The organism is Alkalicoccus luteus (genome assembly GCF_052061695.1).
Classification (GTDB): domain Bacteria; phylum Bacillota; class Bacilli; order Bacillales; family Salisediminibacteriaceae; genus Alkalicoccus; species Alkalicoccus luteus.
The window spans coordinates 69,609-94,886 of sequence record NZ_JBPZEY010000004.1; the positions used below are offsets into that span (position 1 = coordinate 69,609).

At 46.2% G+C, this 25,278-nt stretch carries 23 protein-coding genes and 1 riboswitch; of the genes, 6 read left to right on the forward strand and 17 right to left on the reverse strand.

The window, feature by feature from the left end:
- Positions 1-261: 261 nt before the first annotated feature.
- Positions 262-1,629 (reverse strand): magnesium transporter, encoded by a 1,368-nt coding sequence (gene mgtE, locus ACSZLD_RS06645; RefSeq protein WP_444684676.1) that lies wholly within the window; start codon positions 1,627-1,629, stop codon positions 262-264.
- 222 nt (positions 1,630-1,851) lie between these two features.
- Positions 1,852-2,017, reverse strand: a riboswitch (M-box (ykoK) riboswitch).
- A 90-nt stretch (positions 2,018-2,107) separates the two neighbouring features.
- The gene (locus ACSZLD_RS06650; RefSeq protein ID WP_377908804.1) at positions 2,108-2,920 is read right to left on the reverse strand and encodes an undecaprenyl-diphosphate phosphatase; all 813 of its coding nucleotides are present in this window, start codon (positions 2,918-2,920) and stop codon (positions 2,108-2,110) included.
- Positions 2,921-3,015: 95 nt separating this feature from the next.
- Here ACSZLD_RS06650 and ACSZLD_RS06655 point away from each other — a divergent pair, with 95 nt between their 5' ends.
- Both ACSZLD_RS06655 and crcB read left to right on the forward strand, forming a co-directional pair.
- A complete protein-coding gene (locus tag ACSZLD_RS06655) occupies positions 3,016-3,405 on the forward strand; it encodes a fluoride efflux transporter FluC (protein ID WP_444684677.1) in 390 nt (129 codons plus the stop codon).
- Positions 3,402-3,782 carry a fluoride efflux transporter CrcB gene (crcB, locus tag ACSZLD_RS06660; protein WP_444684678.1) on the forward strand — a complete coding sequence of 127 codons (381 nt, stop codon included), beginning with the start codon at positions 3,402-3,404 and terminating at the stop codon, positions 3,780-3,782. The genes ACSZLD_RS06655 and crcB overlap by 4 nt, the downstream gene beginning before the upstream one ends.
- Positions 3,783-3,860: 78 nt before the next feature.
- Here the strand turns inward: crcB and murB are convergent, their stop codons facing one another.
- Positions 3,861-4,781 (reverse strand): UDP-N-acetylmuramate dehydrogenase, encoded by a 921-nt coding sequence (gene murB, locus ACSZLD_RS06665; protein ID WP_377908861.1) that lies wholly within the window; start codon positions 4,779-4,781, stop codon positions 3,861-3,863.
- Between the two features lie 197 nt (positions 4,782-4,978).
- Here murB and ACSZLD_RS06670 point away from each other — a divergent pair, with 197 nt between their 5' ends.
- Both ACSZLD_RS06670 and ACSZLD_RS06675 read left to right on the forward strand, forming a co-directional pair.
- Positions 4,979-5,284: an antibiotic biosynthesis monooxygenase family protein gene (locus tag ACSZLD_RS06670; protein ID WP_444684679.1), complete on the forward strand. Its 306-nt coding sequence runs from the start codon at positions 4,979-4,981 to the stop codon at positions 5,282-5,284.
- Positions 5,281-5,631 (forward strand): hypothetical protein, encoded by a 351-nt coding sequence (locus tag ACSZLD_RS06675; RefSeq protein ID WP_444684680.1) that lies wholly within the window; start codon positions 5,281-5,283, stop codon positions 5,629-5,631. Before ACSZLD_RS06670 ends, ACSZLD_RS06675 begins: the two co-directional genes overlap by 4 nt.
- A gap of 46 nt (positions 5,632-5,677) precedes the next feature.
- Here ACSZLD_RS06675 and ACSZLD_RS06680 read toward each other — a convergent pair whose 3' ends face one another.
- From ACSZLD_RS06680 to ACSZLD_RS06710, 7 genes are all read right to left on the reverse strand, one after another.
- On the reverse strand, positions 5,678-6,400 hold the full coding sequence (locus ACSZLD_RS06680; protein ID WP_444684681.1) for a PepSY domain-containing protein: 723 nt from the start codon (positions 6,398-6,400) through the stop codon (positions 5,678-5,680).
- On the reverse strand, positions 6,375-7,208 hold the full coding sequence (locus ACSZLD_RS06685; protein WP_444684682.1) for a PepSY domain-containing protein: 834 nt from the start codon (positions 7,206-7,208) through the stop codon (positions 6,375-6,377). The genes ACSZLD_RS06680 and ACSZLD_RS06685 overlap by 26 nt, the downstream gene beginning before the upstream one ends.
- Before the next feature lie 186 nt (positions 7,209-7,394).
- A complete protein-coding gene (locus ACSZLD_RS06690) occupies positions 7,395-8,099 on the reverse strand; it encodes a PepSY domain-containing protein (RefSeq protein ID WP_377908797.1) in 705 nt (234 codons plus the stop codon).
- Positions 8,096-9,451, reverse strand: a complete 1,356-nt coding sequence (locus ACSZLD_RS06695; RefSeq protein WP_377908796.1) for a sensor histidine kinase — start codon at positions 9,449-9,451, stop codon at positions 8,096-8,098. Before ACSZLD_RS06695 ends, ACSZLD_RS06690 begins: the two co-directional genes overlap by 4 nt.
- A complete protein-coding gene (locus ACSZLD_RS06700; protein ID WP_377908795.1) occupies positions 9,448-10,143 on the reverse strand; it encodes a response regulator transcription factor in 696 nt (231 codons plus the stop codon). The genes ACSZLD_RS06695 and ACSZLD_RS06700 overlap by 4 nt, the downstream gene beginning before the upstream one ends.
- A 258-nt stretch (positions 10,144-10,401) precedes the next feature.
- Positions 10,402-13,491: an efflux RND transporter permease subunit gene (locus ACSZLD_RS06705; RefSeq protein WP_444684683.1), complete on the reverse strand. Its 3,090-nt coding sequence runs from the start codon at positions 13,489-13,491 to the stop codon at positions 10,402-10,404.
- Positions 13,492-13,573: 82 nt separating this feature from the next.
- Complete coding sequence (locus tag ACSZLD_RS06710) at positions 13,574-14,131, reverse strand: TetR/AcrR family transcriptional regulator (protein ID WP_444684684.1); 558 nt, start codon at positions 14,129-14,131, stop codon at positions 13,574-13,576.
- A 179-nt stretch (positions 14,132-14,310) separates the two neighbouring features.
- On the opposite strand from ACSZLD_RS06710, the gene ACSZLD_RS06715 reads away from it, so the two are divergent.
- Positions 14,311-15,174: a transporter substrate-binding domain-containing protein gene (locus ACSZLD_RS06715; RefSeq protein WP_444684685.1), complete on the forward strand. Its 864-nt coding sequence runs from the start codon at positions 14,311-14,313 to the stop codon at positions 15,172-15,174.
- Between the two features lie 20 nt (positions 15,175-15,194).
- Positions 15,195-15,878, forward strand: coding sequence for an amino acid ABC transporter permease (locus ACSZLD_RS06720; protein WP_377908791.1), 684 nt, complete (start codon positions 15,195-15,197; stop codon positions 15,876-15,878).
- A gap of 51 nt (positions 15,879-15,929) precedes the next feature.
- On the opposite strand, the gene ACSZLD_RS06725 is transcribed toward ACSZLD_RS06720, so the two are convergent.
- The 7 genes from ACSZLD_RS06725 to ACSZLD_RS06755 form a co-directional block, all read right to left on the reverse strand.
- Positions 15,930-16,133, reverse strand: a complete 204-nt coding sequence (locus tag ACSZLD_RS06725) for a hypothetical protein (RefSeq protein WP_377908790.1) — start codon at positions 16,131-16,133, stop codon at positions 15,930-15,932.
- Positions 16,134-16,161: 28 nt separating this feature from the next.
- Positions 16,162-16,950: an SDR family oxidoreductase gene (locus tag ACSZLD_RS06730; RefSeq protein WP_377908789.1), complete on the reverse strand. Its 789-nt coding sequence runs from the start codon at positions 16,948-16,950 to the stop codon at positions 16,162-16,164.
- Positions 16,951-17,304: 354 nt separating this feature from the next.
- Positions 17,305-17,541: a hypothetical protein gene (locus ACSZLD_RS06735; RefSeq protein WP_444684686.1), complete on the reverse strand. Its 237-nt coding sequence runs from the start codon at positions 17,539-17,541 to the stop codon at positions 17,305-17,307.
- A 157-nt stretch (positions 17,542-17,698) separates the two neighbouring features.
- Positions 17,699-18,631 carry a manganese-dependent inorganic pyrophosphatase gene (locus ACSZLD_RS06740; protein WP_377908787.1) on the reverse strand — a complete coding sequence of 311 codons (933 nt, stop codon included), beginning with the start codon at positions 18,629-18,631 and terminating at the stop codon, positions 17,699-17,701.
- A gap of 254 nt (positions 18,632-18,885) precedes the next feature.
- On the reverse strand, positions 18,886-19,560 hold the full coding sequence (gene srtD / locus ACSZLD_RS06745; RefSeq protein ID WP_377908786.1) for a class D sortase, LPxTATN-specific: 675 nt from the start codon (positions 19,558-19,560) through the stop codon (positions 18,886-18,888).
- Between the two features lie 469 nt (positions 19,561-20,029).
- Positions 20,030-24,397: an Eco57I restriction-modification methylase domain-containing protein gene (locus ACSZLD_RS06750; RefSeq protein WP_444684687.1), complete on the reverse strand. Its 4,368-nt coding sequence runs from the start codon at positions 24,395-24,397 to the stop codon at positions 20,030-20,032.
- Complete coding sequence (locus ACSZLD_RS06755) at positions 24,397-25,134, reverse strand: N-6 DNA methylase (protein WP_444684688.1); 738 nt, start codon at positions 25,132-25,134, stop codon at positions 24,397-24,399. The genes ACSZLD_RS06750 and ACSZLD_RS06755 overlap by 1 nt, the downstream gene beginning before the upstream one ends.
- Between the last annotated feature and the right edge of the window lie 144 nt (positions 25,135-25,278).

Genomic DNA, 25,278 nt, shown 5'->3' on the forward strand with positions numbered 1-25,278 from the left:
CAATCATTTATATACAGAGTGTAACGCACCCTTCATTAAAACGCAACCGGCTCCCTGCCATTCAGGCTCTTCTTTAGTGAACAGGCTCAAACTGCTGTTTTAATGGACGAATACCTTACCTGCTAAAAAAGGAGCTGTCAGCTGAGCCCATTCCCTTCCTCAAAGAGGGTGTCGCACATACAAGAGTTTTCAGCCATTAGAACGTTGCCGATACGTTGAAAACTGCCTGCCGCAAGATGCGACAGGCAGTTTCAGCTGCTATTAGTTTGGCAGGTACGCCAGCATGGAAGTGGCGATGGTAAAGTAAATCATCAGACCGATTACGTCGTTCAATGTTGTAATAAACGGACCGGATGCGACTGCCGGGTCAATCTTCAACTTGTTAATAATCAGCGGAATCGTCGCTCCGACAACCGTTGCGATGCTCAGCGTGATAAAGATGGACGTACCGACAACACCTGCAAGCACCCAGTTTCCGTATAAAAATGGAATGAGCACCATGATGGTGACAGCGCAGAATAAACCTAGATAAACACCGGTTCCGAATTCACGCCGGATCATGCCGCCAATCTGTCCACGCTCTACATCGCCAGTTGCCAGCCGGCGAACGACAACAGCGAGCGCCTGTGTACCTGTATTACCAGCAGAGTCCATAATGAGCGGAATGAAGGCAGCAAGAATTACAACAGCTTCCAGTGTTTCTTCAAACTGATCGATTATGTTTGCCGTAATCAACCCGAGGAACATGAGGGCCACAATCCACGGAGCCCGTTTCTTAGCTGCTGTAAAAGAAGAGATTTTAGCGTCGAGCGAGCCGCGCACAGCGGAAATCTCACCAAAATCCTCTTCCGTTTCTTCTTCAACAACATCTAAAATATCATCGACGGTGATGATCCCGACTAACGTATTCTGCTTTGTTACAACCGGAACAGCAAGAAAGTCGTATTTTTTAATAAGCCGGGCAACATCCTCCTGATCCTCTTCAGCGTCGACGGATACAACACGAGTACTCATCGCATCCGCCACCGTATCCTCCGGCCTTGCCGTAATCAGATCCCGAAGTGACACAACGCCTGCGAGTTTATCTTTGTCGTCGACCACGTACAGGTAGTAAATCGTTTCTGCGTCCGGTGCTTCTTCGCGCAGACGCTCCATCACGTCTTTTACCTGATCGCTTGCACGAAGCGCAATGAATTCCTTCGTCATGATGGCCCCGGCTGTTTCTTCTTCGTATGCCATCAGTTCCCGGACTTCTTCCGCTTCCTCCTGCTGCATGATGCTCAAAATTTCAGTTGCTTTGTTATCTTCCATTTCTGCAAGAAAGTCAGCAGCATCATCCGCATTCAGCTCATCAAACATGTTTGCTACATACAGCTCATCTACCGTTCGAATAAAGTGAGCCTGGTCTTCTGCCTCCAGCTGCTCGAAAATCTCTGCCATTTCAGCCGGACTGAGAACGGTATGAATAAACTCCTTCTGTTTATCGGTGAGCTCCCGGTAGATCTCTGCCCGGTCTGTCGGATGAAGATCCATCACCGTCTCGTGCACCTTCAGAGTCTGCTCTTCATCGATCTGTTGAATGATATATTTCTTATACTCTTCGCGAGTATACGTATTGAGTTTTACCATGTGTCTGCCTCCTTATCAAAAGGAGCACTTTCCACAAGCAGGGAAAGCGACTCCCTCTATTGTTATAGTTTTTTTACCCTCTGTGAATAAACATGAATCGGGGTCCATCTTTCCCCACTCCTTTCCTTGAACCTGCTTTTCAGCTGAATTCATCAAAAAAAGCACCCTCCACAAATAGAGGGTGCCTTGAATACGCACTCACATATACCGGCAAAACTGCCGGTACTCCCCCTATCGTAGAGCTTTAGCACTGTGCGGCATAGGGATGTTCCCAGCTGCGTTAAAAACCACCTTAAGTCGATGGTTTCTGTTGACCCATTGGCGTCTTTGGACGTTTTTGGGCAGCAGCGTATCTCCTGCACAGGAGCCTCACCTAACGAGGTATTCAGCTGATATTCTTATGAAAATGTAGCATGAGCAGTTTCAAGGTGTCAACCATATCCTTGAAAATATTTTGCCATTGGCAACATTTTTCTATCTAACCAAAAAACAAAATCAAGACAGAAACTGTCAGGCAGTAGGCTGCAAAATAAATCAGGCGGCCATTCGTGACCAGATTAATAAACAGTTTGATCGCAAAAACGGATACGATAACAGAAGCTATAAACGATATAACATATGGCACGAACATGCCAGGAGCTGTCATCGCTGCATGCATTTCCGGAATCATAAACACAAGGCTTCCGATACTGACCGGAATGGATAAAAAGAAGGAAAATTTCAGCGCCGTTTCCGGGCTCACTTTTCGGGCAAGTGCCGCTACGACCGTTGCCCCGGACCGGCTGATCCCCGGCGCAAGTGCGAGCGTCTGAGCAAGGCCGATAATGACGGTATCCATGACGGTAATTTGCTCATCTGTTTTATCTCCGCGAAGGTTGCGAATGAGCCAGAGTGCGATCGCCGTGATCATCAGGGCAAGCGCGACCATGTGAATCGCCGTCAGTTCGCCTCCGATAAAGTCTGCGAACAGTCCCCCTACGATCACCGCCGGAATCGTTCCGAGCACAATCAGCCATGCAAACCGGAACGAGCCATAGTGCCGGCGCTCCCGCGTCATGACATAGCGGGCAGTGCCGTTGATCATTTCCATCAAATCACGGCGATAGACGATAAAAACGGCAATCAAGGATGCCCCGTTCAGGAAGACCTCAAAATGCAAGTCCGGAACATCGATTCCGAAAAAGTGCTGCACGAGACGTAAGTGGCCGCTTGATGATACCGGAAGAGGTTCGGTCAATCCCTGTACTGCTCCGAGAAAAATGTATTGAAGTAACGCAATAAATTCAGTCATATGGTAAAGTCAATTCCTCCTGTATAATGAGTGGATGCGTACGCACTGGCGTACACGTTACCAGATTTCAGGCAAATTAGAAAGGGGGCGCATGTATGCATCCCATTATGTTACTGGCCGTCTTTATTGGCGGTATGGCAGGAGCGGTCTCACGCTACTGGGTAAACCTGGCATTTTTAGATACCGGCTATCCTTACGGCACCATTATTGAAAATATCAGCGGCAGCCTTGTGCTTGGTGCCCTCACCGCCTGGACGCTTTTGAAGCCGATACCTTCGTGGCTTAAAGCAGGATTGGGCGCTGGCTTTTGCGGAAGCTTTACCACGATGGCAACGCTCGCCTCTGATACCGTTCTGACGGCCGGACTGAGCGAAACCGCAACAGTTGTGTACTTGGCTGTCTCTATTTTTGGAGGACTTGCTGCTGCGGCAGCAGGCTTTTTCGGAATGTACTATGTAGCGAAACGAAAGGAGGGAGCAGGATGATTTTGCTGACGGCACTCGCCGGAGGTCTTGGTGCGCTTTTGCGATACATGATTGGCGTCCTGTTATCGGACCGGTTTACGAAAAGCAGTTTTCCGATTCCCATGCTTGCAGTGAATTTGACCGGTTCTTTCGGTCTTGGCCTTTTTCTAGGCCTTTATCTTGGCTATATCCCGCTGGATGCATACGAAGGCCCTGTTTTTTTAATAGTCGGAGTCGGCTTTTTCGGGGCATTCACGACATTTTCCACTTTTGCAGTTGAAACTATTACACTGCTGAGGCGCGGCGCCTGGATGCCGGCGCTCTGGTATTCCTCTATCACCATCATCGGGTCGCTCGGTACATTTCTTTTCGGTTTTCTCCTGACCGGATCTTCGTAATGCAACGACAAAAAGGGCTGCCTGTGCCGGATTTTAAAACGTCCGGTGTGGCGACCCTTTTTTATTAAGACCGGCTGCTTATTCCTCGCCGACGATTTTCGCTTCCAGCTCCAGCTCTACACCGAAGTTTTCCTTCACGGTACGCTGAACCATATCAATTGTTTTCAAATAGTCTGTCGCTGTGGCACGGCCTTTATTCACGATAAAGCCTGCATGCTTCGTCGACACTTCCGCATCTCCAAAGCCTTTTCCCTGCAGGCCGCTGTCTTGAATCAGTTTCCCGGCAAAGTATCCCGGCGGACGTTTAAAGACACTTCCGACAGACGGATATTCAAGCGGCTGCTTCGATTCACGCTGAAACGTCAAATCATCCATCTTTTCTTTAATCACGCCTGCATCACCTTCAGCCAGCTGAAATACCGCTTCAAGTACGATATAGCGCTTGCGCCCGATAATACTTTTACGATAGTCCAGTTCAAGCTCGTCTTTATGAAGACGCTTGATCTGTCCTTCCGGCGTAATGACCGTCACATGATCGATGACATCCTTTACTTCACCGCCGTAAGCGCCGGCGTTCATGACCATCGCGCCGCCGATCGTGCCCGGAATACCGCAGGCAAATTCAAGACCTGTCAGGCTGTAGTCCAGTGCTCGGCGGGAGGCTTCCTTAATATTAGCTCCGCCCTGCGCCTTCAGCGTCAGCGACTGTTGGTCAACCGTAATCGACTGAAGATGTTTAAAGTGCATAACCAGACCGCGGATGCCGCCGTCTCTGACAATTAAATTGGATCCATTTCCAAGAATCATAAATGGGATGTCAAACTGCTTTTGAATCGCTACAACTTCTGCTGCCTGTTCAAACGTTTCCGGCGCTGCAAATATATCAGCGCTGCCGCCCATTTTCGTCAATGTATGGTTGCTCATCGGTTCGTTTCGTTTTACAAGCCCGTCTCCGAGTACTGATGCGAGCCGTTCATATGCGGCTTCTGTATGATTAATTTTATTTGTCATTGTAATCCCTCACTGCTTATTGCGTAAATTCACTTGCATTACTATCCTTTTCATTCTAAACAATTACAAGCCATTTGCAAAGGCTCTTTCGCAGCATACGCAGAAATGTTATCAGACTGCAATAGGCAGACAGGCGAAGCCTGTGGTAGTCTGGAGGAAATGATAAGCTATTGGAGGCTACTGCCATGTATACCGTATTTTCTACGTTTCACGTCCCCGAAGAGAAAGCGGACGAAGTGATCGGCATTTATCAGAACCGTTCGCGTATCGTCGATAATGCCCCGGGGTTTCTCGATTTTCTGCTGCTGCAAAACGATAAAAAAGCCGGCGAGATTACCGTACAACTGTTTTTCGATACGAAAGAATCGTATATGAATTGGGTTCGCGGGGGAGATTTTAAGCGAATTCACGATCTTGAAAAGAAATATCCCGATCAAGAGCTCGCCTCGATTATTCCTTCCGTATCCCAGCATAAGGTGGTGGCTACATGACGCTCACCGCTGACATTATCATCGATCGCGTGACAAAGCGGATGTATGAGGCTGATCCTGAACTGCTTGAAAAATACGGTGAACGCGGTGTCGAAAAGTGCCGCGAAGACAACCATCATCATTTGAAACAGCTTTCTGCAGCCTTTACGGTAAACAGTGAAGCCATGTTCGTTGACTATGCCCACTGGCTGAACGGCATCCTGACGCGCCACGGAATGAGTACAAAACATTTAACGGATAACTTTTTATTTCTGGAGGATGCGATGCAGGACGATACGTCTGAGCGCACGGCGGGTTACTGCCGCTATCTCCAGGCTGCCCGGACAAGCTTAACGTCAGAGGATTAAATCACCAAACAGCCCGCAGCCTGATTGGCCTGCGGGCTGTTTCATGTTAGTCATGAACAATCTCCAGCACTTCTCCGCTGTACGCATCGATGATCACATCAGCCTCACGATCAGCGGCTTCATTTTCTACCTCGATTTCATAAACGAGCCGCCCGTTCTTTTCTTCCAGATCTATGTCATCTACTTCGCCTTCAAAAGCTTTAACGGCGAGAGCAGCTGCTTTATCACGGTCAATCGGATCGACCGGGGCCGTTTCCTCAAGCGTAAACAGCTCGATGTCCCCGCTGTAGGCATCAATTTCCAGCCGGCCTGTCGCTCCATCTTGAGAAAATACGACATCGTACACGTTCTGTTCCCCTTCTTTCAGCTCCATTTCAGTGATCACAGCTCCAGCAGCTGTTTCAGATACGATCGCTTCAACATCAGCTGGCTCCAGCTTTTCCGACTCTTCTTCTTCCTGTTGTTCAAGCCCCTGTTCACTCACTGGATCAAACGACAGCACCTCCCCGGTGACCGGATGCAGGTCAATCTGATAAGTCCCGTCAGCTGCAGTCAGCTGCATCGTATACGTATCTTCAAGTGCCTGAAAAGCTGTTACTTCCCCTTTGTAGCGCGATTCCATCATGTCGACTGCTTCCTCTGCATGCAGAAGCTCCGGATCATTTCCAAATAGTCCGTACATTCCTGCCAGGAAAGCACCACCGCATAAAAGCGGCAGCGCTTGCTTCACTTGCTTTTTCATCTTAATGGTCCACGTAAATGACTTCACCAGTGAAGGCATCCACATAAACATCCACATCGTCATCTCCGTACTCTACTTCTACTTCATAAACGAGCATCCCGTTTTCCCGTTCCAGCTCTATATCATCAACGTGTCCCTTGCCTACGTGATTAAGCGCGATATCGGCTGCTTTCTGAGAAGAAATCTGTTCATTGCTGTTCCCAGACTCATTGGTTTCTGTGTGCTGCTCCTCGCTTGCTTGGCTGCTGTTCCCTTCTGTCATGTAGCCGCGGATGTCACTTTCGACATGAATGACTTCGCCGGATTCAGCATCAATATACACATCTCCGTCTTCGTCGAAAATTTCTACTTCCAGCTCATACACATAACGGCCATTCTTTTTTTCAAGTTCGCGGTCATCAATCGTGCCTCCGTCAAAAAGGCTCAGCGCTTTCTGCTCTGCTTCTTCAATGGAAATGGCAACCTGCTGTTCTGCTCCTGTACCGAGTAAGTCATCATCTACCTTTACGACTTCACCAGTATACGCATCGACTTTAATATCATAGTCATCGTCCATGTAGTCGAGCTCGACCTCATAAACGAGTCTTCCATTTTCCGTATCCAGCTCCACTTCATCCAGCTGGCCATCGACAATGGTCTTCGCGGCATCGACTGCCTGCTCCGGCGTAATGCGATCACTCTCATCCGCTGCGGAGTCTGTCTGTTGCTCTGTGTTGTTTTGCTCTGTCTGATTGATCTCTGTCAGATCAGCTGTCGGTTCATCACCAGCCAGTGCAAATGCGGATGTTCCTCCAATAATCGAAATCACTGCGATCGAAAGCATTGTTTTTTTCATGATACTCGCTCCTTTTTTGTAAGTGTTTTGTTGATCTGGTTCTACTATATCCAGTGGAGATGAGAACATCATGAAGAAAAAATGAGAATTCGATTAGAATGATATGAATTTTATCTCAGACAACTGCTTTATGAGTATACTTAAATAAAAAACCGCCTTTGACCGGAGCCAGAGACGGTTTTAGCATCAATCATCGTATATAACGGAGAGCACCTCGCCGGTATAGGCATCAATGATAATATCTGCATCGACACCCGTTTCATCGTTTTCTACTTCGATTTCAAAGATAAGTCTTCCGTCTTCTTCTTCAAGATCGATATCATCCACGTCGCCCTCGTGCTCTTGCAGTGCAATCTCTATCGCTTCGTCTTCCGTAAGCGGCTCCAGCGCAGCCTCTTCCTCAAGGGTAAACAAGTCCACTGCCCCGCTGAAGGCGTCAATCTCCAGCCTGCCGCTGCGGCTGTCCACCTGAAACGCAACATCATAATAGGGCGTCCCGCCTTCTTCATGCAGGTCAACGGCAGTTATATCCATATCACCGGAGACGGTTTCTTCTGTTATGGCGCGTACCTCTTCTTCGGTCAGCATGTCCGGAGATGCGGCTTCGTCCGTTTCCTCCAGCACCCTCGTCTGCTCCAGTGAAAGCACCTCGCCTGAAACTGGATCAACGAGAGCTTCGTATTCTCCTGAAGCTGTCGAAAAGGACGCATGGTAGCCGTCCGCTTCCAAATACAGGTTCGAAACATCAGCCTGATACCGATTTTCAAGAGCTTCTATTACAGCACTCCCTTCCAGTTGTTCTTCCTGTTGAAAGAATAAAAAAAGGAGAGCGGCTAAGGCAGCTGCTGCAGCCGCAGGTATAAGAATCAGTCGTATCGTTTTTCCAGTCATGCCAGCCCCTCCTCCGGAAACAGAACCGTAAACGTTGTTCCCTGCTCAATCACGCTGTCGACATAAATCCGGCCCTCGTGTGACTCTGTGATCTCCTTTGCGATAGACAGCCCGAGACCGGTACCTCCGCTCGCTCGTGTGCGCGCCTTATCGACCCGGTAAAACCGGTCGAAAATATAGGGGATATCCTCTTCAGCAATGCCGATTCCTTTATCAGCGACTGTACAGGTTACTCCTTCGGTCTGACGTTCAACGGTGACCGATACATCTTCTGAGCTGTATTTCAGTGCATTTTCAATCAGCAGATAAGCCAGCTGCTTCAGCTGCAGTTCGTTTCCTTCAATAACCGCTGTATCGTCTGTCTTCACATGTACCGGTCGACTGTAGGCAACGGACAGCTGTCTGGCAGTGTCCGCAAAGACAGGCCCCGGCCGCACCGGCCCCTTCTCAACCGCTCTGTTTTCACCGGACGCAAGCGCAAGCATCTGATTGGTCATCTCTTTCATTCGCTGCGCTTCTGAAGTGATGGCGTCAACCGCTTCATCAACGACTTCCGGCTTATCACGGCCCCGGCGCTTTAATAGCTGCGCATAGCTGTCAATGACTGTAAGCGGCGTCTTTAATTCGTGTGAAGCATCCGAAACGAACTGCTGCTGCTTCTCATAGTTTTCCCGCAAAAGATCAATCATATGATTAAACGTTCGTCCCATATCTGCGAGCTCGTCTTTTCGTTTCGTTTCCAAATCAATTTTCTTAAAGGTACCTTGTTCTTCAATCTGTTTCATCGTGGCCACAAGTGCCTGCACCGGCCGCAGTACAAACCGGCTGAGCGATCGTGCCGCCAGAAAAGACGGCAGTACGATCACAGCTGTCGCCAGGAGCAGCACGAACCGCAGAATCTGAAGCGTTTCTTCGTACATCGGCATCGGCTCAGTTACTTCAAGTGTGACGACTGCTCCTTCCTCCCACAGCAGCGGAACCTGAGCCGATGCATAGGAAGATCCCGCAAAATTAAAGACTCGGGTTGTTTCTCTTCCTGGCTGCGGGTCCGTAACCGGAATGGTGGCAAGTTCCGTATTTTGAGTGGTCACGGTCAGCAGACTGCTCCCCTCCGGGCTGATCACGCGGATCATGCTGTCTCCGGAAACGTATGATTCCAAAAAAGAAGCCGGATTTTGATCTGGCTGCGAGCTGACAGCTTCGGTCATCGTGCGCGCCTGCTCAAGCGTCCGGTTCTGCTCCCCTTCCAGCAGGTTTTGCTGAAACACAAGGTAGATGCCGATATTGACTGCAATTAAAATAAGCAGCAGCAGCCCGGTAGAGTAAAGCGTCATCCGCTGTGCAAGCTTCATTCCGACTCATCCTTCAGCACATAGCCGACTCCGCGCACCGTATGCACATAAGAACTGTCAAACGGCTTATCCAGCTTCTGACGCAAGTAGCGGACGTAAACGTCGACCACGTTCGTTTCCCCCGCGTAGTCAAATCCCCACACCCGGTCCATAAGCTGTTCCCGGGAGAGGACCCGGTACGGGTTTTCCATGAAGTATACGAGCAGGTCATACTCCCTTGGTGTAAGCTCCAGCTTCTCGCCGGCCCGCCGTGCTTCTCTTCGTGGAATATTGATTTCCACATCTTGAAACGACAGCTTTTCATCCTGTTTATCGTCCTGCCCGGCCCCATTCCGTCTTAACAAAACTCGCACGCGAGCCAAAAGCTCTTCCATATCAAACGGCTTCGTGACGTAGTCATCGGCCCCCTGATCGAGGCCCGTCACTTTATCCACAGTTGCATCCCGTGCTGTCAGCATGAGAATCGGCACCTGCTTTTGTTCTCTGCGAATCCGCCGCAGCAGTTCAATCCCGCTTAAACCAGGCAGCATAACGTCTAAAATGTAGAGCTGATAGCGTTTATCCTGTATCGTCAGCCACGCATCCATTCCATCATGAACGGTGTCTGCTTCATATCCTTCATACTGTAACTCCAGCTGCAGCACTCGAGCAATCTTTTCTTCATCTTCCACAATTAATATGCGCTCTTTCAAGGTGACTCCCCCAGATCGTGACGTATCGTTTCTTTAGTCTTACTCTTTTTTGCTGAAAAAAGCAACTGCCTCTATCCGCTGAAGCCTGTGCGCAAAGGGGCAGAGTAAACCAATCAAACAGCTGCATCGTCAAAAGCCTGCCTTTTCGGGGCACTGTTCAGACAATTTTTCACTGCCGACTCCCGTCATGAACAGGGTTAATGAAAAAAGACGGAGGCACCGGAACATCGCTGTCCAGGTGCCTCCAAGTAAGAGACGTTACGCTTTCTGCTTTTTCAAAGCCCTTCCGGCAAAAGCCGTATAGAGCGCTGGTACGATAATGACGGTCAGTACCGCTGAAAACAGCAGACCGGCAATGATGGAAATAGAGAGCGGCTGAAACAGTACATCTCCGCTCAGTGCGACAGGCGTCAGTGCGCCAATAGCCGTGAATGCAGTCAACAGAATCGGCCGTAAACGCACACGTCCCGCTTCAATGACAGATTCATGCAGCCCCATGCCTTCTTGGCGGCGCTGGCGGATGAATTCCAGCAGCACAATCGAGTTTCGGACAACAATCCCGGCAAGGGACACAATTCCGAGCAGTGCGGTAAAGCCAAGCCCGGTCTGCGTGACGAATAGCCCGACGATCGCGCCTGATGCGGCAATGTGTACCGTCGACAGTACGAGAAACGGCATAGCGAGGGAGTAGAACTGAATCGCAATGACGATATAAATCAGGAACAGCACAAGCACAAACAGTGTTGCCAGCTCCAAAATGAAATCAGTCCGCTGCTCGGTTTCCCCGCCGAGACTGATCGTATAGTCATCACTGTAGTCTGTTTGCACATCGGCAATAATGCTTTCAATTTCCTCCTCCAGTGCCTGGTCGTCCCCTTCGCCCGGGAAAACGCGCACCGTTACGGTCCGTTCTCCGCCGTCACGAATGATTTGTGGAATTTCCTCTGTTCGTTCTTCACTTACAAGTGTATCGAGTGTAAGCAGCTCCGGAGCCCCGGACTCTTCCATCTGCTCCATACTCGGTACTTCGATTTCACTGATATCGATATCTTCTCCCTGCGGCACTCGGTCGAGGGCGAGCTGAAGGTCTACGGTTTCTTCCGCTGAACGGAATGTGAGCAGTGGAATGCCTTCTGTACGGAGACCGATCTGTTCACTGATGTCAGCCGGTGTAAGTCCATTTTCTTCGAGCTCGTCACGATCCGGCTCGTACACGAGCGTCGGACGTCGCGGACCGAGATCATCGAGTACTGTCCCGCTTTCCGGAATCTCGCTGATCTCCTGCTGCAAATCGCTGCTGATGTCCATGAGCGTGTCAACATCCGGACCCTGCAGCGTCAGAGCGATAGGCGCTCCGACAGGCGGACCTGCCTCAATCGTTCCAAGTTCAATTTCTGCATCAGGAAATTCTTCCTGCAGCGGCTCTGTCCAGCGGTCGATCGTTTCCTCCGCCGACTGGGCCTCTCGCTCCACCCGCAGCAAAATATTTCCTGTTTCTTCTCCGGTAGTGTCCAGGCCGTCACCAAACAGAGGCGGCAGCCCGTCTCCAGCGTAAACAGCTGTTTCATAGACGTTTTCATCTTCAGCTGTGATCATCGTCCGCATATCCTGCAGCACATTTTCCGTCTCTTCAAGAGACGTTCCTGCCGGCATGCGCAGTTCTACTGTAACTTCATCCCGATCCGTACTTGGGAAAAAGACAACCGGAATGAACGGAATCAGTGCATAAAAGGCGGTAGTAACGACAAGTCCGGAAATAGCCACCTTCCAAGGATGACGGACTACTTTTGCGAGGATTACATCGCTGTACCAGTCAGCGAGCCTGTTAAACTGCCGCCCCAGGATACCGTCGACTTCTGCCCGGTGTGAGCCTGCTTTTTTCACAAGCTGCTTTCTCCGACGCCAAATCAAGAAAATCGGTACGAATGTTAATGCGACAATGGTCGATGCAAGAATCGTCGTAATCAGCACAGTTGGGAGCGCCCGGATGAAGTTTCCGTTTGCGCCTGTGATAAATACGAGCGGCAAAAACGTAAAGACAATCGTAAGCGTTGAAACGATAATCGACGTACGCACCTCTCGCACGCCTGTCAGTGCTCCTTTAACCGGGTCCAGTCCCTCCCGGTATTTATTTCGAACATTATCGCCAACCACAATGGCGTCATCAACGAGAATTCCGAGTGCCACAATCAGTCCGATAATCGAAATCTGGTTCAAGTCGACACCTGCAAATGGCAGCGGAATCAGCCCGATAAACACAGAGGTCGGAATCGCCAGCGCCACGATCACGGCCGATGAAATATTCAGTCCAAGCAGCGTCACGACAATAACTGAAATCGCGGCGAATAAAAAGGAAAGCGCGAGATCACCAAATATTTCATCTACAATGGTCACCTGTGTATAAAACAGGTCCAGCTCCACACCGCCAGGCAGCTGTTCGCCAAGCTCATTCATCCGCTCATCCACTGCGTCATGCAGAGTAGGAATATTGGCTCCTTCTTCCGGAAAGACGGTGAAGGCGAGTGCCGGGGTCTGTTCAAATGTAATCAGGTCATCCGGGACATCGAGATCAATGCCGACCTCGGCAATATCCTCTATGTAGACCCGGTCGCCGTCCAGATCGTTCCCTACAAAAATGGAGCCAATCTCATCAGAGCTCTGCAGCGTCGAAAGCTCCAGCTGTACGTTTTCCCCGTCAGCCTGCTGAATACCCAGCGGCTGCGGATTCAGCTCACCCTCTATGGCATCAATGACGTCCGGCAGCTGCAGGCCCGCGTCAAACAGCTCATCTGCATCAACATCGATCAGCAGCTGCTGGTCCGGAAAGCCTTTTATGCCAACGGAGGCTACATCATTAATCGATTCAATTTCTTCTTCCCAGCCTTCGATCAACTCGCGAAGATCGTACAGCTCTTCATAGTCATCGCCGAGTATATGGTAGCTCGACAGCCCTCCAAGCCCTTCTACCTCTGCAAATTCCGGTTCTGCCGTATCCGGAAGTTCACTCTCTGCCTGCGCAACCGCCTGCTGGATTTCTGTGAAGACTTCGCTCCGGTTAACCCCGTCCTCCAGCTCCACAGTAATGGTCGAAAAGCCGGAAGTCGAAACTGACTGAATCTCGGCAATACCGTCGATTCCTTCAACAGCTCCTTCGAGCGGAACGGTTACCTGCTGCTCTACCTCTTCAGGGGCACCGCCGGGATAAGGCGTCGATATGTTAGCAACGTCGAACGAAATCTCTGGAATTTCCCGCTGTGGAAGTTGAAAAAGGGTCAGTACCCCCAACAGGATAAAAATACTGATAAACATCATCGTAATTTTCGGTCTCGATATAATTTTGTCAATCATGCTGATGCCCTCCATTTTTATGACGATAGTGTCATTTATAACTATAAGCAATAAGCGGCTTTATGAAAAGCAGAATGTACTGCTAAGCAGAAAGACCGCTTCGGATCAGCTTATACACTTCGTCCGCCCATGCCTCCTCCGACTCATGCCGGAACGGAATTTGAACCGCTGACATAACAAAGCCGACCAGTGTGTCCAGCGGTACATCTTCCCTGACGCTGCCGCGCTGCTGCTCTTCAATCAGAATATCTTTAATCTTGGAACGCATTTGCTGCAGAAGTTGAAACATCGCTTCTACGCTTTTTTGAACCTTTGGTGATGCTTCCTTATCAATATACGGCATCACCTGCATCATTTGATGGATGTTCGCGTATCGTCCCCAGAGCTGAATCAGAGCGTGTACCGGATTGCCTGCGTGGCTGGCCCGGTCCATGTTTTCAACGACCTGCTCGAGCAGATGGACCATAAAAGCCGTGATCAGCTCTTCTTTATTCGAGTAGTAATTGTAGATGGTGCTTCTAGCCACCCCAAGCCTTTCCGAAAGTGCTTTGAAGTGAAAACCGGCGTAACCGGACTCCAGTATCAGCTTTTCTGTTTCCTGGAAAAGCTGCACCTCATCGATTGTTTTCGCTCGTCCCATCTTCAACGCTTCCTTTCCACCCCTAAACTAACGTTCTATACCCTGTACCGGTCCATTTTAACCCTCTGTTTCAATTCTTGCAAAAGAACTTGAAGCAGCTCCATTGCCAGACGGAAGGGTGACATGCTATGTTTTGTATGTTCACTTTTTCACTCATTATGATAACAGGAGGAACATAGATGAAGAAAGCAGTTTTGACAGGCGCCGGAGCGGTTCTGCTCCTCTCTGCCTGCGGTACAACAGATGATGCTTCCGGATGGGAACAGATTGAAGAGGAAGGCGTGCTCGAGGTTGCAACCTCCGGCACTCTGTACCCTACATCATTCCGGGATGAAGATTCCGATGAGTTAACTGGATTTGAAGTAGAGGTTGTCCGAGAAGCAGCCGAGCGCCTTGATCTTGACGTCGAATTTACGGAAATGGGCTTTGACGGGATGCTGACGTCTATCCACAACGGACAGGTCGATCTTGCTGTCAATGATATTGACGTTAATCCGGCACGGGAAGAAAATTTTCTCTTTACTGATCCGTATAAATTCTCATATGGAAGCATGGTCGTCCGGGAAGACGATCTTTCCGGCATTGAAACGCTTGAGGATTTAGAAGGAAAACGCGCGGGAGGTGCTGCTACTACGATTTACATGCAGATCTCCGAAGAGTTTGGCGCTGAGGGTGTTGTGTACGAGAATGTCACGAACGATGTGTACCTGCGCGACGTGGAGCGAGGCGAAACGGACGTTGTTCTGAACGACTTCTATCTGCAGTCGCTGGCTGTTGAAGCACTGCCTGACATTGACGTTACCGTGCATCCGGACTTGTTCTACCATCCGAATAATCAGGCCATGATTATGGACCTGGAAAATACAGAGCTTCGCGATCAGCTGAATGAGGTGATTGCCGAGATGATGGAAGATGGAACGATCACAGAATTGTCCGAGACTTTTTTCGGTGGACAGGATGTATCCCAGGAGCCGGAAGTCGACTTTGCAGACGATGAAACCTTTATGGATGAAGAAGAAGACCTTGACGAGCTCGAGGAATAAATGGGAAGGGGGAGCTGGCTGTGAGTTCTGTTCGCTGGGAGCACATTTTTGATATTGAGCTTGCATGGAATTCACTTCCTTACGTGCTGCAGGGACTTGGGCTGACGCTGCTCATCTCTCTCGTCAGTATGGTGATCGGACTTGTGATCAGCCTGCTGCTTGCGGTTGCCCGAGCTTCTCCGCGCTTCTATCTGAGATGGCCGGCACGCGTTTATATTTCGTTTATGCGAGGCGTGCCGATTCTCATCATTTTATTTCTGCTCTACTTCGGTTTTCCGTTCATTGGAATCGAGTTTGCTGCCGTTACTGCTGCCATTATCGGCTTCAGCTTAAACAGTGCTGCCTACATGGCGGAAATCAACCGCTCGGCGATCGCCGCGATCCCCCGGGGGCAGTGGGAGTCCGCCCGCTCACTTGGATTCACCTATCCGAAAATGATGCGCCGGATCATTCTGCCGCAGGCTTCACGAATTGCTGTTCCGCCGCTGACAAACGTGCTGCTCGATTTAATTAAAGCATCCTCTCTCGCTGCGATGATTACGGTTCCGGAAATTTTCCAGCTTTCGCGGATTGTAGCAGGACGAGAGATGGATTACATGACCATGTTTATTCTTGTAGCGCTGATTTACTGGGCAGTATGCTCCGTAATGACGCTTTTGCAAAATTACCTGGAAAAGCGATACGAGCGCTACGGCGCTTTATAGCAGCCAGACGAAAAGCACCGTCTTCCCAGTCAGAATGGGGACGGTGCTTTTTTACATCCGGTCTCGATCCAGATCTTTTCCTGCTGAACTGCTTTTTTGCTCAAGCAGCGCGATCACCCGCTTCATCTGCTCCGCCTGCAGGTCTGAGTTTTTCTTCAGCTGATAAACCCAAACAATCAGCAGAATGGCGAGAATGAGCGGCAGCAAAGAAACGGCGATGAAAAAAAGCATGCCTAACGCGCCTGCCATTTCCATTCGTCATCTACTCCTTCCGAAATTTGTCTTACAGCTCTGTACCCGGACTGTCCCGGTTTAAAAACCCGCCTTCAGAATGAAGCACCTGCCCGGTGATCCAGCGAGCCTCCTCTCCCGCAAGCCAGGCGACTGCCCGTGCAGCATCTTCTGGTTCGCCAATACGTTTGTCGGGGAACAGCTCCTTCAGTTCCTCCTTGATCTCTTCCGTCATCCAACCGGTGTCAGTCGGTCCCGGATTGACACCATTTAAACGGATTCCCCGCTTCATCAGCTGGGACGAGATTGAATATACGAGTGTTTCTGCGGCTGATTTTGTTACCACATAGGAAAGCTCATCCGGCATTTGCCCTTTAGACCAGCCGGTTGCAATATTTACGATACTCCCTTTTTCTCCTCGCGGAAGCATAGCCGCAAACGCCTGAATCAGCAGCACGACCGCTCGCGTATTTACTGCATAGTGACGGTCGAGCGCTTCTGCTGTCACATTTCCAAGGTGATCATTAATCGAAACGGCTGCGTTATTGACAAGAACAGACGGCGCCTGTTCCATGGCCGCTTCGGCTTCCTTCATAATCTCCACTGCGGCTTGCGGCCGCTCCAGATCCGCTTCAATCGCTGCTGCCTTCACGCCGTTCTGTTCAAGCTCCCTGATCAATTCATTTACCGTCTGTTCATCTTTTCCCCAGGGCATTTCCGAATCGTAGCTTCCCCACCATGTAAACACAACATGAAAACCATCAGCTGCTAATTTGCGGCAGATAGCAGCCCCAAGCCCTGCTCTCCTGCCTACCCCTGTAACTAACGCAACGTTTGTCATCCAACCCCTCCTAAATCCTTTATTTTCCATTTGTAGCTGTAAAAAAGCGGGATGCCTCCGCATCCCGTCAGAGTGTTGATAACATCATTTTAGGTAAATAAGGTTGCATCTGCCTGTATCTGCGGACCCTCGCTTTCCGGAGGGAACGGGCTCAGCTAACCGCTTCCTTCTTCCGTAGGAAGCGCTGGATCTTCGCCTCGTTCTGATCCTCCAGGAGTCGAGCTCCTTCGATGCCGGCAGCTGCAGTGCGTTTCACGTGCCTGGTTCGGACTGCACGATTGGCTTCCATACAGATAGAACCTTCCCGATAAGACGTTTCGATATTGAATAGGGGGTGTCCGTACTTCATCGTATTCATGATAAACGGAAAAAAGCAGTCGCGTCTGTCGTGACGTTGTTCTCAAACAAGCAGAGCCGTTTTCCCATTGTGTCCGGCGGAGGCGCAACAAGCAGTCTGAAGATTTCGTGCCGTTCAGATCTGCGAATGGCATCCACGCACGAGCGGAGCCGGACTGGCTCTTGAAGGCTTCTTGTGAGAAGCCTGAGTCCGCGTGAAACCGCGCCATTCTCCCGTGCCTTTCTTCCCTCCATACAGGGTCCCCCTGAGAAATAGCTGAAGGCCAGCCCGCGACAGGCTAGGTAAACAGAGGGGAAATACAATCAAGCGAATAAACATGTAAGTGGAAAGACTTTTTCAACAGCCTGGCGGGATGCCTCCGCATCCCGTGTCGTTCCTTTTCTGAGTGAATCAGGATAATGCATTTGTCAGCGGTGGTACGATCTGCTTTTTACGGGAAACGACGCCTTCAAGCACCGCTTCGTGATCGTTCAGCGTAACGCTGAATGCTTGTTCAACGGCTTTCTCTTCTCCGCCGGCAGTAAGGAGGACGGAATCGTTGGAGAGAATATCCGTAACAGCCAGCGCAAACAGACCGTAGCTGTTGCTGGAAACTTCCTGCTCCATTGCTTGCAGCACGTCTTCTTTTCGATTCAGCACATCCGCTGCATCTACAACGTTTACCTGAGCCACCTTGACCGTGTGAGCGCCCATCGTGAATTCCTTCGCATCCATCGTCAGCAGCTGATCAACTGATTTACTGCTCATGTCAGCACCGGCTTTTAGCATGTCAAGTCCATATTCCTTCAGATCGACCTGTGCTGTTAAAGCAAGCTCTTCTGCTGCACGCTTATCTTCCTCTGTGCACGTAGGTGATTTAAACAGGAGAGAGTCGGAGATAATCGCTGAAACCATTAAACCCGCCACTTCTTTACTGATGTCTTTGTTGTGTTCCGCATACATTTTTTTCAGGATCGTTGCGGTACAGCCTACAGGTTCTGCCCGGTAGTAGAGCGGCCCCTCTGTTTCAAAGTTGGCAATCCGGTGGTGGTCAATCACTTCTGCCACCTGCACGTCCCGGATGTCATCGGCGCTCTGCTGAAATTCATTATGATCGACGAGAATAACCGTATCCACTTCATCCGATACACGCTCGACGTGACGCGGAGCTTCTATCCCGAAATGATCGAGCGCATACTGCGTTTCTGCTCCCACTTCTCCGAGGCGGACTGCTTCCACTTCTTCACCAAGCTGCTTTTTCAAGTCTGCATAAATAAGCGCTGAGGCAATCGTATCCGTATCTGGATTTTTGTGTCCAAAAATGAGCTTCTTTTCTTTGTTCATGAAGACCGCTCCTTTAGTAGTAGCTGTAGTAATGTTTCCCGCTTCATTTTATCATTCCTGATCAGAGCAGACCAGACCAACGGTGCAGAAACCTCGACCGCCTTTTTTATGGGAGCAGCAGGGGTCAGCTGACGAACAGCCTGGAGACAACGCTTCACAAGCTTGACCGATCGTCCAGCACACAACTCTGAGAGCTTTGCAAAAGATGAGTCCTCATCCGGCAAAAAAACTCCCCGGCAAGCCGGAGAGCTTTATCATTCATCTTCCATAGGGACGGTGTCTACGAGCGGAGCTTCGATAATGTAGCGGTCCGGTGCTGGTCCGATAAACGTGAACGGATAGCACGTCGTGAGTGTTAAAATCGGTTCCTCTTTATCCACGATAACGGTTCGGTCTTCTGCGTCCGTAATCCATGTTTTATCGATTTCGTATTCATACTGGACGCCTTCAAACTGGATATACATACTGTCGCCGTCTTCGAGTTCGCCGAGCTCTCGAAATACCGTATCACGATGTCCAGACAATACGGTATGTCCCATGCCGTCTGGCGGAACGGTAAAATCACCTTCGTGGTAGCCAACTCCCTGCTTCAGCGTTTCATCGTCTGTACCCCAATAGATTGGGTACTTCATATCGACCGCCGGAATCAGCAGCCAGCCAATGTCATCTCCATTGTCATACTCGTCGTACACTCTCGGTTCTCCAGGCTCCGGCGAATCAAAAGCAGGCGTCGGCAGCTCAGCTGATTCATCCGGTTCAGCCTCTGCTTCAGCACTTTCTTCCGGCTCGGGCTCCGGCTCCTGCATGACAATATCAGCCGTATCCAGTGCTTCACGACCGGAAGAGCTTTCTGTGGCCCAGGCGTAACCGTTCCAAGCTGCTCCGGCGAGTCCGCCTGTAATCAGCAGCACTGCAATTTTTTTCCGCATGCTTCCTCCCGCCCTTCCAAAGACGATCGTCCGAATTCATGGTTTCCGTCAGTGCACCTCTCCGCAAAAGCCTTTTCGGAAGTGATGGGTGCCATTCTGGATTGAGTATACCATATTTCGGTATTGAAAGCAGACATCCTGTACCTGCGCTCTTTCACAGGTGGTCCCTGCTATACTGGAGCAGCGCTCGACAGCAGGGCTGCGCTGCAGCTCACAGTCGCGGCTGCCGCATATATCGGTGAAACAGCTTCTCACTTGTGAAACATGGTTTCACAAGTGTTCAGAGAAATATCATGATGTATTTTATATACACTCAATCAATCTTAATCCAGTTCTATCAATACTTCACTAATTTATAAACGGATAAAGATTGATTAAAATTGACTGAATTTGATAGTACTTGAACCAATTTGAACCAAATGATGCTAGTTGAATACATTTTATCATTATAAGAATATTTCATATGGGACTATTGCCTAATATTATTAACTTTTTTTATAACATAATCAACTTGTTCCTCATCTAAATTAAATAATTTAAATAACTGGCTGTCTAAATCCTCCGAGAAGTCAATAAATTCATTTTCATTGGAGTAGTCAAGTAAATCGGGAACCTTCTTAGCAAGAGAAGACAGCGATTCATCTGTCATTAGAAAAGTAAACCTAACAAGATAACTTTGACAATACTTTTTAAAGTTTTGGGCTTCCTCTTCGGTCTTAAATGACTTTAACGCAAGTCTTGACCGTCCAAAAGCTGAATTATTGTCAATTATTGATATTTGATTATCACGTTTCTGTCCACCAGCATTGGCGCTAGATACAACAACTTGCCACTCTGATACCAGCTCTTGATTTACCTTTATTACATCTTTATCTGCAACAAACCAATTTGCACGTCCCATCTTCCCAGCTTTATCATTTGTGTATAACTTTATTGATTTCGAGCAATCAATTTCTTGTCCATGATATAACTCTACTTTGCTTGGATTGTTTTCGGCAAAATTACTTTCTATTTGAAAAAGTGATCTAGGAAAGATACTATTAAATAGATAATCTAAATCATTTCTCAAAACAAAGTCATCAGTTTTTTTAATAATTTTCAAATCTTCCGGATTCAATGGTATTATATCATCACCAGGAGAGTTGATTTTTACCTTTATTTCCCTACCATTTAATTTATATACATATTCAAATTCGTTACTATTTTTACTGAAATCCTTAACAACAATACTAATTCCATCTGGTATACCCACTCCAGAAAAAACTTCTTCGGAATCTGGATAAAAAATAACTTTAGAAAGGTGAGGATCGTTAATTTGATTGTAACCAAAATTGCTAAGACCTTTTCCAGAACGATGAATCCACCTTCCACCAGGGTATATTAATACTGTATACTCTGAAGCTAATTTTTCACCCTCTATTTGAAAATGGTGAAAAATATTTTTCACAGGTTTTTGTCCATGTTTTGATTCCTTTTTTAGCATTTCTTCTTGATATGGCGGATTACCAATTACAACATCAAATTTCAAATCATCATCTCCAAAAAATTCCTTTATTCTAGTCAATGCAGTTCCATTCTCTACATGCTTGGTTAAGTCTATGTTTGCAATATTCCCATCACTTATCTCAGAAAATTCACCGTAAACATAGTTTTTTGCAATGTTAGATATGATATCACTAGGTGCACAAGCATATAATTGTTTCTCTAAAATCCATTTAATACGTTGATTTTGATCGGGTATTTCTTTCTTAAGACCTATATTTAACTTTTTTACAAGTTCAGCCAAAAACAGACCACTCTTTGTATAGAGATCAATATATTTAAAATTAGGATTTGAAAAAATATCGGGATTTTGTTTTTCCAATTCGTCAACCATATACTTCACAATGTATCTTGGTGTAAATATTTGATTTGTTTTTTGTGGCGGAATGTAATCAAAAATATCGTCTTCCAAGCTTTCGTCAAAATAATTAGCTAAGCGTTCTCTTGTGTCTAAAAATTCACGAATACTCGCATTAAAGACAACTTCATTAAATAATCCTGGTATCGATTTCTCGCTTCCACTATCATCTACATATTCAAAACCATCACGTAATTTTTTAAACTCATCAATAGTAATACTTGTTAAGTCTTCAAATGTTGCTTCATCAATATTTTCATCAAAATTGGCTAATGTTGTTTCTTCATCACCGTAGGCCATTAAAAAGGCAGGTATTGTTCGTGCAAAGCCACGTAAATGATCTCGCACATCATCTTCCGTTGCTTTCTTTTTCTTTTCTTCAACTTTCTCAATTTGTTCTTCCACTACCGTATGAATGGTTTCTTCTACTTCCTTATTAATTTCATCTAAAAAAGTTGTTTCTATTTCTTTCTTCTTCTCTTCATATTGTTTAGTTGCAACTTGCAATTCCTCTTCATTGTTTTCTGAAATCGCTTCATCTCTTTTATGTTCATAATCCCTTTTTAACTCTCTAACTTCATTTGCCATCGTTAAATGTTTGTCTGTAATCATTTCCTCTAATGAAGTATGCACACTTTTCTTTATGTCATCTGCCCGACCTTTTGTTAATTTAAAGTCATCTTTAAATTTATCAAATCCATCAGCGAATGATTTTGTTATATTTTCGGCTAATGTTTTAATGGATTCTTTTTGATTTTCTTCTGCTTCGTCTATTGATTTAGTTACCTCTTCTACAACTTCAATTGGTGCATATATTTTGTCACCAAATATATCTTTTGACTTACCTAAAACAACCTCTTTCGGTATTTCAACTTCTCCTTCTTCATCTAAGTACGGATCTGTTATTTCTACTTCACGAGGTTTCTCTAATCTTTTATTTTTCTCTGGTGGTATTTTATCTAGGATTTCTTTAAACGGGGAATCACCAGAAAAAACGCCAGCTATATTAGCGAAAAGTAAGTTACTCATAAAACCCCTTTTCACTACTTCCCTTGAAGTAATATGTGTTGGTATTGCAAGTACTTCAGAAGCATTGATTTCATGCATGGATCCATCTTCATCTTCAGCAATAACAGGGAAGAAGTTTAGTAATTTTTTAATTTTACTCTTTCTTTCACTGCTTGTTTTTGAACTACCACTTGTTAAATTATTCGCAAATTCATCATATAATCGTAACGTTCTGTCTGGGGAGAAATCAAATATATATGCACTTTCTTTGCGATATAGTTTCCCTTCCTGCTCAAATTCATAAGGGTTTTGCGATCTAAATGCAGCCTGAAAGTATAAACTAGGTGACTCGATATTATTTAACATAAATACGGCTGTCCACTCAGGTATCGTCACACCAGTCGTTAATTGACCTACAGAAAGTGTAATTGTTTTATCATGTTTTTGTATAGATTCACGGACTTTATCGAAGCTTTTGGCGTTCTTCTTCATGTCCAATGCTTCCTCTTCCAAGTTCTCTTGGATGCTAACGCCGTCTCCTGCAGCAAGTACAACAGCATACTCTTTGAATGTCGAATGCTCTTTTAACAATTCCTCTAATGCCTTCGCAGCATTTACGCGTGGTAAAAGCCAAAACGTATGATTTAGTTCATTGCGATATTGATCTTCACAAAATGGAAATTTACCTGATGATAAATTATCTAAAAACCTTATAACACTTTCTTCATATTCAAATTTTCCGTTATCTTTCACTCGGAAGAACTCGTTTAAATCAAATGCATAATCTATATTTGTTTCATCTTCAATTTGTAAACCTGCTGTCACTTCATCTTCAATCATTTTACTCATTTGATATGTAAATAGATTTAGTGTCGGTAAGCTTTCATATGGATTACTTCCAATCGTTTCGTCCCACTCTTCTTTTGCTTGTTGTTCATCGATATATGACCAATTGAAGATTTGTTCTTCATGGAACTTGTTATTCGCTAATGCTTTAAATGGTGTGCCAGATAAATGTAAAGTAAACTTTCTCTTTATCTTACTGAATGCTCTATCTGTCTTTTTCGTGTCAATCCCCTCATGCGCCTCATCAATCACTAAGAGATCCCAATCTAATCCAGCGACCCAGTCTAACTTTTCGTATCTACCACCTGCAAATTTTGCCCCCTTTAAGTCTTGTAATGAAATAAAAGCAATTTGAGATGGATTTTCATGTGTTGTTGTGTCAAGATGGTCTAAGTATTGGTCACGAGTCATTGCTTTACCGCTTAACGCATCTGTTTCAGAAACAAATTTTTTATGCGGTTCCTGCCATGCAATGAACTTTTGAAAATCATCGAACCATGAATTTGCTATTGCTGGTCGATTTGTAACAATTAAAACATTCGTTGTTTGTAAATTACGAATAAAGTCAAATGTTGTTAATGTCTTACCAAACCTAGGTTTTGCGTTCCACAAAAACTCCATCTCTTCATCTTCACTATGATAATATTCTAATGTTTTTTCTACCGCTTGTTGTTGCTCATTTCGTAAAACATAATTAAATTTGTTATCTGCAATCTGTATCACTTCATAATCTCGTTCAATGAATTTGTTTGTTAAATGTTCTGCTCTTTCTAACGTTCCATTAAAATAAAACCATTCATCAGCTCGACCATTAAAATCCTTTCTTTCAATTCCATTCATTTTGAAATAACGATGTAATTCCTTGTCACGGAACCATTTCCCATCAGATTTCCTTGCTAGCTTTTCAAACAATATATTAGGGTTTAATCCTGCTGTTCCAACTTGTTCAAATACTCGTGTCGCCGCGTCCCTTGTCGTATCTCCTATTTTTACGTAACCATCATGTGATGGAACTTCTGGTAGTGTATATCCATAAATTTTATATTCGATTTCCTTAAAAGGCTTAATGATTGTTCTGTCCATTAGACTTCCTCCATTTCCTCTTTATAAACGTCGATTATTTTAACTGGAATATATCGCATTTCTTTTTCCACTTCTTCTTGTGTCTCAATTTCCTCATGAAAAAAACTAAAAAGATCAATTTGTTCTGATTCATTTTGAGGCTTTCGTAAAGTTTTACCATTTTCCTTTTGTGTATCTTCATATATTTCATCAAGTGTATATTCTGTTCTTTGAACTTTTATATTTTTATTATTTTTTCTTAAATTAATGATTTCCCACTCACTGAAGACCAATGGTTTACCATCTACTGCCTTACGAGTTAAAAAGTTACCATTTCCAATATTTAGCGAGATAATTCTTTTAGCGCTATCTAATACTTTTTGATTCATTTTTCCTTTATGATAATGAATTTGCTCTTTATAATGGTCATAATATTTTTGGAACATATTCATCACGCATGTTTGAGCATTATCTTCTAATAATTCAATTCCATACAATGTGGTTAAGGCTAGTAAAGAGTAATTTTCAAATTGAACTAAATCGTTATTATACTTCTCTGATACCATTTTTAGTTTGCGTTCAAGTATTGCAACTAAAAAAGCCCCTTCCCCAGCAGAAGGCTCTAAAAATGTTGTCGTAAGATTTTCACAAGCTTTTTTTATTTCTGGTATATCTAGCATTCTATTTACTATTCTTTTAGGAGTGAATACTTCCCCATGTTTTTGTACTCGGGTTTTACATTTAACAATTTCTTCCACCTAATCATATTCCTCCTTTGTATATGCTAATTTATTTAAGATTTCACATATTATCTGTTTCTATTTTACCATAATGAACTTATTGACGTAATTTCCAATAGTTACGTAGTAGATTTTTCTCTTTTATTAAATCTTATATTAAGC

Coding starts and splice junctions, on each gene's coding strand:
- ACSZLD_RS06675 (WP_444684680.1), top strand. CDS start 5,281: ATGACGCTCACCGCTGACATTATCATCGATCGCGTGACAAAGCGGATG.
- ACSZLD_RS06705 (WP_444684683.1), bottom strand. CDS start 13,491: ATGATTGACAAAATTATATCGAGACCGAAAATTACGATGATGTTTATC.
- ACSZLD_RS06750 (WP_444684687.1), bottom strand. CDS start 24,397: ATGGACAGAACAATCATTAAGCCTTTTAAGGAAATCGAATATAAAATT.
- ACSZLD_RS06725 (WP_377908790.1), bottom strand. CDS start 16,133: ATGGAAATGGCAGGCGCGTTAGGCATGCTTTTTTTCATCGCCGTTTCT.
- ACSZLD_RS06730 (WP_377908789.1), bottom strand. CDS start 16,950: ATGACAAACGTTGCGTTAGTTACAGGGGTAGGCAGGAGAGCAGGGCTT.
- ACSZLD_RS06710 (WP_444684684.1), bottom strand. CDS start 14,131: ATGGGACGAGCGAAAACAATCGATGAGGTGCAGCTTTTCCAGGAAACA.
- ACSZLD_RS06690 (WP_377908797.1), bottom strand. CDS start 8,099: ATGACTGGAAAAACGATACGACTGATTCTTATACCTGCGGCTGCAGCA.
- ACSZLD_RS06685 (WP_444684682.1), bottom strand. CDS start 7,208: ATGAAAAAAACAATGCTTTCGATCGCAGTGATTTCGATTATTGGAGGA.
- ACSZLD_RS06735 (WP_444684686.1), bottom strand. CDS start 17,541: ATGGAGGGAAGAAAGGCACGGGAGAATGGCGCGGTTTCACGCGGACTC.
- crcB (WP_444684678.1), top strand. CDS start 3,402: ATGATTTTGCTGACGGCACTCGCCGGAGGTCTTGGTGCGCTTTTGCGA.
- ACSZLD_RS06715 (WP_444684685.1), top strand. CDS start 14,311: ATGAAGAAAGCAGTTTTGACAGGCGCCGGAGCGGTTCTGCTCCTCTCT.
- ACSZLD_RS06695 (WP_377908796.1), bottom strand. CDS start 9,451: ATGAAGCTTGCACAGCGGATGACGCTTTACTCTACCGGGCTGCTGCTG.
- ACSZLD_RS06670 (WP_444684679.1), top strand. CDS start 4,979: ATGTATACCGTATTTTCTACGTTTCACGTCCCCGAAGAGAAAGCGGAC.
- mgtE (WP_444684676.1), bottom strand. CDS start 1,629: ATGGTAAAACTCAATACGTATACTCGCGAAGAGTATAAGAAATATATC.
- srtD (WP_377908786.1), bottom strand. CDS start 19,560: ATGCGGAAAAAAATTGCAGTGCTGCTGATTACAGGCGGACTCGCCGGA.
- ACSZLD_RS06740 (WP_377908787.1), bottom strand. CDS start 18,631: ATGAACAAAGAAAAGAAGCTCATTTTTGGACACAAAAATCCAGATACG.
- ACSZLD_RS06650 (WP_377908804.1), bottom strand. CDS start 2,920: ATGACTGAATTTATTGCGTTACTTCAATACATTTTTCTCGGAGCAGTA.
- ACSZLD_RS06655 (WP_444684677.1), top strand. CDS start 3,016: ATGCATCCCATTATGTTACTGGCCGTCTTTATTGGCGGTATGGCAGGA.